This is a genomic window from Chitinophaga sp. MM2321 (genome assembly GCF_964033635.1).
In the GTDB taxonomy this organism is placed as follows: Bacteria; Bacteroidota; Bacteroidia; order Chitinophagales; family Chitinophagaceae; genus Chitinophaga.
Map to the genome: position 1 here is coordinate 5,113,393 of NZ_OZ035533.1, position 13,658 is coordinate 5,127,050.

10 protein-coding genes and 1 tRNA gene are annotated in these 13,658 nt (G+C 39.0%); 8 read left to right on the plus strand and 3 right to left on the minus strand.

Annotation, left to right across the window (positions count from 1 at the left end; all coding sequences use genetic code 11):
* The first annotated feature begins 75 nt into the window (after positions 1-75).
* From ABQ275_RS19875 to ABQ275_RS19895, 5 genes are all read left to right on the plus strand, one after another.
* A complete protein-coding gene (locus ABQ275_RS19875; RefSeq protein ID WP_349314897.1) occupies positions 76-2,625 on the plus strand; it encodes a mechanosensitive ion channel domain-containing protein in 2,550 nt (849 codons plus the stop codon).
* A gap of 88 nt (positions 2,626-2,713) precedes the next feature.
* Positions 2,714-2,787, plus strand: a tRNA-Met gene (locus ABQ275_RS19880).
* A gap of 465 nt (positions 2,788-3,252) precedes the next feature.
* Entirely contained in the window at positions 3,253-3,540 is a 288-nt protein-coding gene (locus ABQ275_RS19885) for a transposase (protein WP_349314898.1), read from the plus strand.
* A 23-nt stretch (positions 3,541-3,563) separates the two neighbouring features.
* Positions 3,564-4,379, plus strand: coding sequence for an IS3 family transposase (locus tag ABQ275_RS19890; protein WP_349318787.1), 816 nt, complete (start codon positions 3,564-3,566; stop codon positions 4,377-4,379).
* 187 nt (positions 4,380-4,566) lie between these two features.
* Positions 4,567-5,205 carry a hypothetical protein gene (locus tag ABQ275_RS19895; protein WP_349314899.1) on the plus strand — a complete coding sequence of 213 codons (639 nt, stop codon included), beginning with the start codon at positions 4,567-4,569 and terminating at the stop codon, positions 5,203-5,205.
* Between the two features lie 484 nt (positions 5,206-5,689).
* On the opposite strand, the gene ABQ275_RS19900 is transcribed toward ABQ275_RS19895, so the two are convergent.
* Entirely contained in the window at positions 5,690-6,271 is a 582-nt protein-coding gene (locus ABQ275_RS19900; protein WP_349314900.1) for a hypothetical protein, read from the minus strand.
* Between the two features lie 535 nt (positions 6,272-6,806).
* Here ABQ275_RS19900 and ABQ275_RS19905 point away from each other — a divergent pair.
* Positions 6,807-7,586, plus strand: a complete 780-nt coding sequence (locus ABQ275_RS19905; protein ID WP_349314901.1) for a hypothetical protein — start codon at positions 6,807-6,809, stop codon at positions 7,584-7,586.
* Positions 7,587-8,347: 761 nt separating this feature from the next.
* Here the strand turns inward: ABQ275_RS19905 and ABQ275_RS19910 are convergent.
* The gene (locus tag ABQ275_RS19910) at positions 8,348-9,511 is read right to left on the minus strand and encodes a hypothetical protein (protein ID WP_349314902.1); all 1,164 of its coding nucleotides are present in this window, start codon (positions 9,509-9,511) and stop codon (positions 8,348-8,350) included.
* Positions 9,512-9,789: 278 nt separating this feature from the next.
* Here ABQ275_RS19910 and ABQ275_RS19915 point away from each other — a divergent pair, with 278 nt between their 5' ends.
* Both ABQ275_RS19915 and ABQ275_RS19920 read left to right on the plus strand, forming a co-directional pair.
* Positions 9,790-10,386 (plus strand): hypothetical protein, encoded by a 597-nt coding sequence (locus ABQ275_RS19915; protein ID WP_349314903.1) that lies wholly within the window; start codon positions 9,790-9,792, stop codon positions 10,384-10,386.
* A 131-nt stretch (positions 10,387-10,517) separates the two neighbouring features.
* Positions 10,518-11,642: a Fic family protein gene (locus tag ABQ275_RS19920; RefSeq protein ID WP_349314904.1), complete on the plus strand. Its 1,125-nt coding sequence runs from the start codon at positions 10,518-10,520 to the stop codon at positions 11,640-11,642.
* A gap of 267 nt (positions 11,643-11,909) precedes the next feature.
* Here the strand turns inward: ABQ275_RS19920 and ABQ275_RS19925 are convergent, their stop codons facing one another.
* A complete protein-coding gene (locus ABQ275_RS19925) occupies positions 11,910-13,655 on the minus strand; it encodes a SusD/RagB family nutrient-binding outer membrane lipoprotein (protein WP_349314905.1) in 1,746 nt (581 codons plus the stop codon).
* Between the last annotated feature and the right edge of the window lie 3 nt (positions 13,656-13,658).

Below are 13,658 nucleotides of genomic sequence, written 5' to 3' on the forward strand. Positions count from 1 at the left end.
CAACATTTAGGCACAAAAAATGTTCCTGAATAAGGAAATCCGTTTTCAGCGGATAGCTAAACCATATTAAACCATATGTCCATTCAGGTTATATTGAGATATCAGCGTTTATGGTACTTTCTGCTACCGTTGTACCTGATCCTTGCCAGCCTCCCTTCAGATGCACAGCGCAGGAAAAGCAATGTTGTACCGGACACCCTGCACCTGGTAGCTGTAGACAGTGCTACCATCAGTAAAAATATCACCAACCTGGCTAAAGATACTTCGAAGGTAAAAAAATCGGATACTTCGGTGGCCATCCTCATCATCCGGATAGAAGGCTATACCATGCTGCTAAACCGGTTAATGACCTCCCTCAAACGCGGCTTTGACTCCAGCCGCATCAGCGAAGGTGTGCCATTGGTAGACACCTCGCTGGAACTCATAAAATATAATATTGCAGGGCTGGGGCGCACCCCTAACATCAACGATATTTATACCAACAAGGTGATGCTGGAGCAGCTGGAACGTAAGCTGAGTTCCTGGCAGAGCAATCTTTTTTCCTATTACGATCAGCTGGTAAACATCGATGATACCATCCATAGCCTGCGCCGCGACACCTCCATGCACAGCATCCCTGCAGAAGATGAGCTGTATGGATCTTATGTAGGTCAGTTGACACGACTTATTATTAAATATCGGGCGGTAGACAGCGCCAACAGGGCCAGTCTTATCAAGATGGGATTACTACAGAACAAGGTTGCCAACCGTTATATTGAGGTATCCAACCTGCTGGAAGATATGGACTACCGGCTGGATCAGTTTTCGGCACATATGTTTTATCGCGATTACCGTTATATCTGGAGGCCACACCGCGACAGTATCAATCCGCTCGAATTTATTCCTGTTGTAAAAAACTCACTGCATAAAAGTGCGCGTGTACTGGCTATCTTTTTCTCCATTCAATGGCCGGTATTTATTATCTGGCTACTGGTAGCAGCTGTATTTGCATGGTGGGTACTGAATAATATCCGGCGTATCCGACAAAATCATCCTGCCGAAGAAGGTGAAGCTATTCTGCAGCATGCTCGGTATCTGTACCGCTTCCCCATCGCCTGCACAGTGGTATATATCACTACCCTATCGTCTGTTTTATCGGTGCGCTACCCGATCCTTTTTACTGAAATCAACTGGGCGCTGACAATGATCGCCCTAACATTTATATTTCGTTCTCATCTCCCTAAAACATTATTCAGGAAATGGCTGTTGCTGATGGCGTTATTCTCCGTATACTGTTTAAATAACCTGCTCATAGAAGCTACCTATGTGGAACAATGGGGATTGTTGATATGCGCTGTACTAGCCATTATACTGGGATATAAATTTTTACAGGAGACCGCACTCACTACTTTCGCCCAACCGAAATATACCCGACCGGTAATAAAGCTATTTATCGGCACCAGCGCATTGTCGCTCCTGCTGGTCATCCTGGCGCGGGTAGGCACGGCAAAGATCATAGGCTCCAGCGCCGTAGTAAATACCGTGATGGCGCTCAACCTGTTTGTGTTGATAAAAATATTACTGGAAGCCGTTTACCTACAGGTAGAAGCGAATAAAAATTCCAGCACTTTTATTTCTTTCATGGACTACCAGGATGTACAGCGAAAGCTGAAAACTTTCCTGACAGTTATGGCTACCATTGCCTGGCTGGTGATTGTTTTACGCAACCTTTATGTCTATGATGCTATTTATGAAGTGATCAGTGACTTCCTGTCGACCAGCCACCATATTGGTAATTCAGACTTCACCTTTAGCAGTGTCATTATTTTTTTACTGGTAATATGGGTATCCTTTGCAGCCTCACAACTGATTGCGTATATGTTTGGCAGCACGGGTCAGAGTACAGCGCCCGCCACAAAAAGCAAACTCGGATCTGTGCTGCTGCTCCTTCGCCTGGCAGTGCTGGGAGGTGGTGTACTACTGGCTTTCGCCGCCTCCGGCATACCGATGGATAAACTCACCATCGTTATAGGAGCCCTGGGTGTAGGTATCGGCTTCGGCTTGCAGAATGTAGTCAACAACCTCGTATCAGGTGTGATACTGGCATTTGAAAAGCCCATAGAAGTAGGAGACGTTATAGAACTGGGTACCCGCTCCGGTGTAGTAAAAGAAATCGGTATCCGCTCCAGCAAAATATCCGCCTATGACGGTTCCGTAGTAGTAGTCCCCAACGGTGATCTTATCTCCCAGCAGCTGGTCAACTGGACCATGACCAACCGCACCCGCCGGGTAAACTTCACACTCGGTGTAGCCTATGGCAGCGATATTCAACAGGTGACCGACATCATAAAAAGTGCATTCACCAACCACGAAGGGATACTCAGTGTGCCTGAACCTATAGTACAACTCTACCGGTTTGGCGACAACTCCGTAGATTTTCAGGTATATTTCTGGATCCCGGACCTCGGCACAGCAGGCACGAAACAAAGCGAAGTACTCACCTATATTTATGCAGAACTGAACAAAGCAGGGATCGATCTACCTTATCCCCAAAGGGATCTGCATATTAAGTCCGTAGATGCCGATATACTCCGGAACATGAAGCCCGACAACAGATCCGGAGAGGAAGAAGAAAAAAAGTTATAAAAAAACGCATCATACATTTTGAATTTTCATTTATAAGCCGTTATCTTTGCACTCCCGTTTTGGGGACGCGCGTTGTAGAAACGCAGATGGCGAGGTAGCTCAGGTGGTTAGAGCGTTGGATTCATAACCCAAAGGTCTCGGGTTCAACTCCCGATCTCGCTACAAGGAAAAAGGCCGCAAATTCTTGATAAAAGAGTTTACGGCTTTTTTGTTTGGGTGGGGTAGTCGGTTTGGTGGTCAGATTAATTGACAGCCCCCAATTATACTCTTTCCACACCTGTTAATAACTCTCCTCATTCCCCTTATTTAGAATAGCTAATTTGTCTCTCATTATTAGCCTCACCCTAGTCATTCATAGATGCCAAAATAGATTATGAATACAATTTTTTGGCGTTTGTTAATTTATTGGATTGCTTAAATCATATCAAAACAGACGACTATAAAACATATTTAATTAAAATAATATACGAAAAAAAGAATAATCACTTATCAGCAAACCTCAAGTAATAAAAAACATCATTGAATCACCATTATTTTCAAAAGATGATTTTAACGGGATAACTATAATGGTCCCCGAAAAAAGGTCCGGTATTTAAGATATAAAAAATCATCTTAAATTGCCAAGTAATGACAAAAAAGAGCAGACGTAAATTTACCGGGGACTTCAAAGCAAAAGTAGTATTAGAAGCCCTCAAGGAGCGCAGCACAATTGAGGAGCTGGCGAAGAAGTATGAATTACACCCAACACAAATAAACACGTGGAAGCGGGAGGCGGCCGCGAAATTGGCTGGAGCATTTGACTCTGATACTCCCACAAGCACTAGTGAAGACCAGGAGGCCCAAATGGAGAAACTATATGCCCAAATTGGTCAGTTAAAGGTGGAGAATGATTTTTTGAAAAAAAAGTTGCGTTGAAGTCATTAGTCTCCCGTAGGGGAATGATTGAATCTTCAAATCCATTGATAAGTGTTCGGCAACAATGTAGGTTATTAAGCCTGCATCGCAGTGGATTGTACTACCAACCGCTTGCCGAAACGGAGGAGAATATGACCATTATGCGCTTGCTTGATGAGCAGTACTATAAGACCCCGTTTTTCGGGGAACGGAAGTTAAAGATCTGGTTGCGTGGCCTGGGATATTTCGTCAACCGCAAGCGGCTTCGCCGCCTAATGCAGCTAATGGGCTGGGAGACACTATATAAAAGACCAGGTACGAGTGATCCGAATACATCGCATAAGGTATACCCCTATCTACTTAAAGGGTTAGCGATTACGAGGGCCAATCAGGTATGGGCAACAGACATTACTTATGTGCCTATGCGTAAAGGCTTCATGTACCTTTGTGCGGTAATTGATTTGCATACCCGGTACGTAGTAAATTGGAGTGTCAGTAATACGATGACCGCAGACTGGTGTAAAAGCGTAGTTGAAGAAGCAATAACGACAAGTGGTAAACCTGAAATATTCAATACTGATCAAGGGAGCCAATTCACCAGCGAGATATTTACCGGCATGCTGAAAAATCATGAAATACAGATCAGTATGGATGGGAAGGGCAGAGCGATTGATAATATTTTCATTGAGCGGTTATGGAAAAGTGTTAAATATGAAAATATTTATTTGAACGTATACGAAGACGGAGTAAGTTTGTATCAAGGATTGCAACAGTACTTTGAGTTTTATAATACGGCGCGCTTCCATCAATCACTGGGATACAAAACGCCAGCGGATCTTTATAAAACGATTGCTGCCTAGCCCCTGGTGGGGCTGGTGCTTACAAAACAGATGCGCAAGCGCATCTATTTTGTAAGCACTTGATAAAGCTTAGATCGACAAATTATCGGTCCTGACATTGGGGACCATTATAAACAGTCTACGTAGTAGGAGAAGTAAAAAATCAGAAACTATTTATTCCTTCACGAAAGATGTTTTAAATACTTGCTTGAAATTAGCACAAAGAGAAAAAGTTGGGAATCAAGAAATTTATGAATTGTTAGGTCATAATGAACTCCTTCTTGCTCAAAAAAGACTAGCAGATGATAAAGCCGGTATGGTACCTCTTGCTTCTTATCAAAGTGCCGTTGTGTATTTTAAACATGCCAAAAATGAGGCTAAGCATCAAGAAGCAAGAAATCTATATGCTGACCAAAAAGAGAAAGTTGTACTTCAAAAAGTCAGCATAGAAATATCGGACTTACCTACTAAGAGGTATTTTAATGAAATAAAGAACTTAATAGATCGGCTACTGGACCAAGAACCCACGTTTCCTTATGTTTTCCTTGTTCACAATAAAGAATTTTTAAAACCTGAAGAAGAATTACCTTCGGATGATAACGGAACATCCTCAATGTTCCGGGTTAGTATTTTTGATAAGAATAATAACAGTAAAACTTTACAATCTGAGAAAGAACGAGAAACTCATAGTAAATTTCGCGCACTTGCTTTTCAGTTGCAAACGTTTATACTTCCCCTAATGGAAGGGTTATTTAGAAAAGCTAACCAAAAGGGCCGAATGGATTGTGCAGAAGTCCTTAGCTTCTTTAAGTACCTGGTTCTCCCAATGTTTAGAAATTTCAAATGATGAAGATAAATTATCCTTTTCATGCATAGAGTTATTAGGCAATGGTATTAAGCAATTAGCATGGGGGAAACAATAAATATGACTTAAAGGATTGCACAGATGCTGAATAACTTTATAGGGATCATTTACTCTAAAACATCAGCAGAGCTTCACCATCCTATTACTTATCTACTCTGAGAGTTGAAGGTAGCACCAGGATATTAACTAACTTTGATTAGCGTATGTCGACAAGGTATGGAATGCCTATCTTTTTTTAACCAGCTCCCTACCTAATAGTTTATTAGATACAATGCGTTTACAATCAGGAGGGAATGCTCTTTGAATTTCTCCATCTATAAAATTTAAAAAATTCATTACTTTAAGTTATTTCGCTACTTGATGAAATAATGCAAAGCAGACCCATCGAGGCCATTATAGGAATTATTACAATACAGTCTCTGCTACCAAGGCCAGAATCATACAGATCCCTAGCGCATTTATTTAGTTACTTGAATTTGGCAGGCTTCCAGCCGTCGTTGGTTTTCACTACACCAAATTTTCGTTGCTGAATAGTATCCGGCATTTTCTTATCTTCATCCAGGTAGTAGTTCCAAAATGGTGTAAAACTATGCCGTTTTACTGTGTAGGTAATATCTGCAGCATTGAAAGCAGGAATTTCCTGTATGCTTTCAACTTTATTAAAGTCGACTTCACAGGTCTTAAACCTGCTATTATACATAAATTCACCCGTATTCCCCTGTTTACGAGGATTGTTGTCTTCCTCAGTTATAAATTTCTTTGCTTCTGGTGTCGGAGTAACCCGAAAACGATAGTTGATAACAAACAAGCCACCAGAACCCAGATATTCAACCTTAAACATTCCCTTTTCTTGTAAAACATAATAAAAGCTGGGCAATGAATCCTTATCATAGGCAATAAACCCATATTCAATATTCACATCGTTGATTTCGGGAAAGGTAGAATGTTCTTTGATCATTTTTTCAGCCTTACCAGTGCTCAACTTATCACTACAGCTATAAAGAAGAAACAATAAACACGTAATCAGGAGGTGGTTAACAGTTCTCATATGTGGTATTTTGTTTGCATTCTAATATAACAAATTCTCAAAGATTAACAAACTACAATTGCGCATATAGTCTTTAGTACAGGTCAAAGTCCTTTATAGCATTTGCTTCTCTGCTCGTTTTATAAAATATGTAATAAGTTCAATTTGGGATTCAACAGTAGAATCTGAAAGTTTAGTTATAATATCATCTCTCATTTAATACAAAAATTTTGGTCAGTCAGATGTCTAACAATTACTTAAGGATTTTTCAAGCCTCCTTATATGAAGAGAACAAGTAGATATGTTCCACTATATCTATTATTTCCTCTTCTTTTAAACTCATTTTTTCCGAATTCAAGTAGATATAACATAAACTGATGTAATTAAACCGGTTCATTTCATCGGTCATTTCATGGTGCCGTTACGACTGTTATAAAAAAGAGATTCTACATCTGAAAAACGAAAAGATCACGATTTAAATTTTGCTAAATTATAGGTATATTGATATAATAATACCATACAATTTTTAGTACTACTACTCTATCAAATAATTCATATGTATCAAATTCATGCAGATATTTTTAGGAAAATCGCTTTATACGTAAATATTACCAGGCAGTTCAAAGATGATATAAAGGGAATTAACGTGAGTAATGAGATTGAAGAACATTTCGGTAAGACATATTGCAGGGTATATATTAATATTGAATTAAAAGAAGATTCAACAAATAGCTACAAATTGTACCAATCAATTCAGAATGATTTTTATAGATATGGAGAGAAAGACTACTTTTCCTTCCACCTTAGGACAGGCTGGAGGGATAGTGAAGAGCTTCTGCAAAACATTAGGGAGCATACTCATTATGATTATATTTGGAACCTGCTATATTGGCATCTTCAAAAAGATGGCATTAAGGTAAAAGAAGAGATGTTTAAAAGCCAATGGCATTTAAGGAATAAACGGCAGGAACAAGATGAAAAATGGCAGCAGAAAAGAAATCTTATCGAAGACGCCGTGGATACAGTGTCTCCTGAAGTTGGCCAACTTATTGCGACACGACAATGGAGAGGTAGTCCGCTGAGAATTGGCATAGTCGAAAATGTGATCGTGCCCAATAAACGTCAATCGTTTTCACTAGAGCTATCCGAGCTTAAAAAGGATTTAACACCTGGAAAAATAAAAATGATCCTTGGGTCTAAAACAGAAATATATGCTATTGTGCGCCCCCATGAACTACCAAATGGAATCGGGAAGGCCGAGCTACTGGCATCTATTGAGCGAGGTGATGATATAAGAGGATTAATGTGGAGAAGACCTCATGAACTTTGGGAGTAGCCTTTTGTAAATCTTGAATACATTATGAATCGTCCTAAAAAAAGTTGACGGTTAAAATTACACTCGATTATCCTCTGCACTTCAGACAATAATAAAATTACAAGTTCCAAATCCATCTAGTAGCCTCACAAGAAAGAGGTTCTTCCAACTCAATTTGAAGCCCCTCTTATCGAGCTGTCCTTTTGGGGTTCGTATTTTTTAAGTGTGGATTCTACCAAAGGCTCTTCAGAGGTACCATTACATTATCCTTTTCCCTTTAGCCCCTAGACAGTAATTCCCACATTATATTTTTAAGTTTGCTTCAGGTATAAATTATAAAACCAAAAATCACAAAATTCACAAAATCAACTTCCCTTATAATCCATTGAATATTAATTTATTGTGAATAATTCAAATCTAACTCCCCACCAACTTATATTTAATTTCACTCAAATTAACTTATAATACTCTTATTATCAATTGTTTAGAATGTTTTTATTTTATTTAAACAAAATATATTGTAAATTTTTATATAAGTTATTGAAAACCGGCTTGCATCTGCTGTTTTAATCTATTTATTTTCAAAGAGTTATAAAATAATGTATGGGTCCTGGGTTCGAATCCTTTCTAAAATTAAAAATGAGTACTTTTTAGATAAGGAGCTAATTGGTCGTAGATGTAGCTCGAAAGAAGATTAAAAATAATTCCGAGAATAATTTCTGTAATACTCATTATTCAAATATAATGAATTATAGAAAACCATGTATCTCCTATAAACATCTTTACTTTTCCCTATGATCAACTTTAGTTCGATCAAGTTCGAACGGTCTATATTTTAACTTCATTTTTCTTTTTGACATCCATTTCTCCAAAAGCGATAGATGTTTGACCTGGATTGTATTTGTGTATTCTAAAAAGTCATGCCCTTTAAGAATATATAAAATGTCTCCGGTGCCTATAATTCTTGTTCTTTCTCCAGCTTGCAAATTGTTTTTGAGAATTGCATATCTTATATTGATTACATTCTGCTGAACAAATAATACCGAGTCTACTATCACTATCCGCATGTCCTTCAGCTGTAGTATATCTCCTTTCTGAATAATGAAATGCTCTAAAAACTCTGATTGCTGGTAATTGATATTTTTTATTTTCTCTGATAGTAAATAGTTATCGTATATATATATAAATAATTCCTTATAAATAAGTTTATTATGTCCATACTCACTTTTGATTTCCTTTTCAAGGGCTTCAACAAATTTTCCTATATGAATATGAATCTCATCAATTGTTTTGGCACCTTTAATTTTAATAGGTACATCACAACTCAACAATATAAATCGAATTGAACACAGTTTTAATCCAAATAATTTATTTATTTCGATATCCGTTATGCTAAATAGTTTCTTTTCTCTTGCATATATTCTTCTTGATTTGTCAGCCAGTTGATGTAGATTGAGAAATTGTGCTACATCCAATTCAAAATCGGAATGCATAACACTTTTATATTTGCCCCCTAAATCTGTAAGAAGATATTTTTCTGCATAATTTGCCTCCGGCCACAAATCTATCCCCTTAATTTTAATCGAAGTTTCAGGATTTAAATATCTTTCAAATTGTATTACTGCATATGATGCAAGACTTTCGTAAAGATGCCTGAACTCTATGATACGTAGTAATCTTTTCTTTTCATCGTACCTTTCTCTGCCTCTATTTGTTGATAATGAGAACGTATAATTCGGTGGCTTTTGAAAAAGGGTTTGTTGTTTGTTGTAAGTCAATCCATCAAAAATTTCATTGCACAAAATACTATAGGAAATTCGTATATATTTATTCCCATAAGTCTCAGAATATTCATAACCAATATTAACTTCTGCTATATATTCTTTATAATCAATTGTTTCGTGTATTCTATCAAATAAAAAATCTGCTAACTTTAACGAATCCATGTTGTAAATAGTTAATAATCAATTTTTTTGTAGAAAAACATCTTAGAGTCCGTTGTAATTATAACGTCAATATAAGTAGAATGTAATTATACCCAAAGAATAAAGTAATGAATATCAGTGTATTACTAAGCGGAGAGAAGAGGTATGAGCATCTGATTCTTTTATTTCAAAAAGAGCACTTTTTTTCGAAATTGTGATAATCTTTCGTAAATGTAACTGGAAAGAAAATTCAGGAGAATTCCGAAAATCATCTCTTTAACGCCCATGATTCAAATATAATGATTAGTCAAAAAGAAATACGTGTGTTGCTAAGAAAGGCTGAAAACAAATTCATTTCAAAAAATATGGCCTCACAGATCTTAAAGCTGGATGGTAAAAAAACCATTGAAACACTAACTTATTTAGAAACCCAGGGCTTTATTGAAAAAGTAGGAAACATACAACTCTGGCAACAATCGTTTAAAGGTAAATTATTATCTAATAAAAGATTTACTCAGGAATTTAAGGTGGATACTTTGAGAAAACATTTAAAAGAGCTTATAGAAAGAATAGAGATAATTAATTCTTCGAAACAGTATCCTGATTATGTGGCTTATATAAAGATAACCAGCGAATATCCCATTGAGAACAGAAGCGATGGCATTCATGTTGCTTATTCCTTAAACCGGAAAAAAATTACAAATAAAGAATATCGTTCAGCATCAAACAAACTGAGACAACAATATAGTGGCACTTTGGGAAATATCGTTGAATATCATTCTTATCCTCACGAGGCCATCAGAGCTTTTCTAAAGTCAGGAAGCCATGTTTTAAAATTAAGAAAATATGAGAAGGATGAAATAGTACAAATTGAAGGTTATAGCCTGGTAGGATGAAAATAATTTTACCCGAATGAAATTTCATGGCCCTATGCGGAGATTAGAAGACTTATTCTCCGCATAATTTGCGGGTATTACCTGACTTTTGCGGAGAATAAGTAGTATATTCGACGCAAAGAATGCGGAGAATGAACCGAATATATATATACCAGCAGCCCCAGTGGCCTGATTTTCAATGGGATGAGCAAATTATAAGTTCTCTCCTGGCTGATATACGTTACCGTCAAGGGCGGCTGCTTGGCCGCATGGAAGGTCTTGGTTTTAGTTTGAGAGCCGAGGCTAGTCTTCAAACCCTTACACTTGATGTTCTTAAATCCAGTGAGATCGAAGGCGAAATTCTCAACCCTGATCAAGTCCGCTCATCCATCGCCCGCCGTCTGGGAATGGACGTTGCCGGGCTTGTTCCTTCTGACCGTCATGTGGATGGCGTTGTTGAAATGATGCTGGATGCAACCCAACAATATCAGTTACCGCTTACAGATGACCGTTTATTCGGCTGGCATGCTGCTTTATTTCCGACGGGAAGAAGCTGGATGTATAAAATCGTTGTAGGTGGCTGGCGAGACAATACCAAAGATGATCCCATGCAGGTTGTTTCTGGTTTCATGGGAAAAGAGAAAGTGCATTACCAGGCTCCTGATTCAGCATTACTGGATAAAGAAATGATCCGGTTTTTAAATTGGTTTAACGCTAAAAAAAATATAGATGCAGTCTTAAAAGCAGCAATCGCTCATTTATGGTTTGTAACAATCCACCCCTTTGACGATGGTAACGGTCGTATTGCCCGTGCAGTTGCAGATATGCAACTTGCCAGAGCAGATAACAGTGCCCAGCGTTTTTACAGCATGTCCACACAAATCAAGGCGGAGCGTAATGCTTATTACGATATACTAGAGAAGACCCAAAAAGGTTCTTTAGATGTAACGAAATGGCTTGAATGGTTTTTGCAATGCCTGGCCAGAGCTTTAGCTACTACAGATGAAACACTTGCTGGTGTCATGAAAAAAGCACGTTTCTGGGAAAATCCGTTAGCAGCAACTTTTAATGACAGGCAAAAATTAATGTTGAATAAATTGATGGATGGTTTTGATGGAAAACTCACATCTTCTAAATGGGCAAAGATTGCCAAATGTTCTCAGGATACAGCTACACGCGATATACAGGATTTAATTGCAAAAGATATTCTCATGAAAGAACCTGCTGGCGGCAGAAGTACAAGCTATATCTTAAAACAGGAAGAGCCGTCTTTGTAAATTGATACTTGAACAACATCCAATACATCAACTTACGGATAATCATCCTTTCATAACTACCAAGTGCCTGCAAACGAAGAAAGCTGCCTTATCGGCAGCTTTCTTCGTTTGCAGGACAGCATTTCAACAATCTTACTTTCCCGGCATATATTCCAGGTAAAACCTCTCAAATGAAGTGGTTACATGAAAATCGGGCTTGGGTGTACCGAGGTTGACCCACTGAATAAAAAATAAAACCTGCTTTTTATGTTCTCTTCAATTAAATTTTTACCAGGGTTTCCCTGTACCTTGAATCAACCACATCTTCGACCATTGATCATCTACGGCCGGTTGCAGGTTTTGTATGGCAGCATTCACATTATCGCCGTTGAAATTCTTCTCATTGGCGCCATAAAAAAACCTCACGGGTATTTTCTCTCCCTGCGGACCGCTAACTATATTTTTGCCCAGGTTGGGATAACCTGTTCTTCTCCAGTTAAACCATGCTTCTACTGAAGTGAAATCTGCTACCCACACCTGCTCCATGATGGGCAGTATTTTATCCGGTGCATTATTAAAAGCAGCGGCTGCCTTGGCCAGAAAACCGTTCTTATCGAACGCTTCGATCTGATGAGTTCCGGGGTTATACACTTTGTTATCACCATCGGAAATTTTATATTGGCTAAAGGATGCGCTGATACCTTGTGTGTAATAATTAACTGCCGAACCGGATATCCATCCTCTTACCGCCGCTTCAGCCAGGGTGAAATTGACCTCACTCGCAGAAATGAATACAACAGGCAGGTTGGTATTTGTATTATCTCTAAACATGCTTGCCAGGTAGGAAACAAACGGATTGGCTGCACCCGCTGTATAAATAGAAGGATCCAATGTTTTAACCGTATTCACGGCAGCAGGTGTTTTTTTATTGTAGGTGTCCGGGTTGGGCAGGGCAACTTTAAGGCCCACATACAGGGAAGTGTCCACTCCTTCCTGGTAAGTCTTCAGGAAACGTTTTACTTTCCCATCGGTATCTTTCATGATCACTTCATCGGCACCTGCATCCCTGATGATGGTTGGCACATCCACTGGTTTGAACCACACAGTCAGTCTTGGATCATGGTTATTCTTTAAGAAGTTAACGATCGGCTCGCCGGGTTTCAACCTGTAATACACAGATGGATCGGGTTGGTTAAAAGAACCCAATGGCCAGCTATCCAAAGCAGAAGTGCCCGGAAAATAAACAGCTGCGTTGTCGCTGCTGTTTACGATAAGAGGATAATTAACCGGGTCTGCAACGATCTTGTTAAACTCCGACTTTACATCGACCCCTATTGCCTGCATATCGTTTGTTTTTTCGGATAACCGCATCAGGAACCTGATATGCAGAGAATTGGCAAAGGCCCTCCATTTCTGCACATCTCCTTTAAACAAAATATCAGCCGATTGGGTGAAAGTAGTTACGGAAGTGGCCTTCTTAAAAGTAGCGTTAGCCGTTTCCAAATCATTCAATATACCCTTGAATACATCCTTCTGATTGTCATAAACGGGTTTCAACACACCTTCAGTTCCTTTCATCGCTTCGCTGAAGGGAATATCTCCCCAGCTCGAAGTATAATATCCGAACCAGTAAGATTTCATGACAAGCGCAACTCCCCGGAAAAAAGCAGAATCCGCTGCTCCTGTCGCACGCGTTTCCAGATAGGCCGCATTGGACAGGGCCAAATAAAATTGCCTGTATGCCCAGTCACCCGACTTCCAGCCGAATGTGTTCGTGATGGCAATCCCTGAAAAATCCTGCTGGACATATTGCATCGCCGCCGAAAGCACACTCTGGGTGGTATTTCCTGCAAACTCTGTCAGCCCCATCGTCATGGTAGAACCCGAAATAACCTGGGTCATGATAAATGCGGGATTTACCTGCTCAGCCAATAATGTGTTAGGACTTATATTGGTATCTGTCAGCGTTTTTCCGCAACCCGAAAGGACGAATAAAAAAAGAATCCCTTTATAAAATAGATGTAATGATTTCATTGT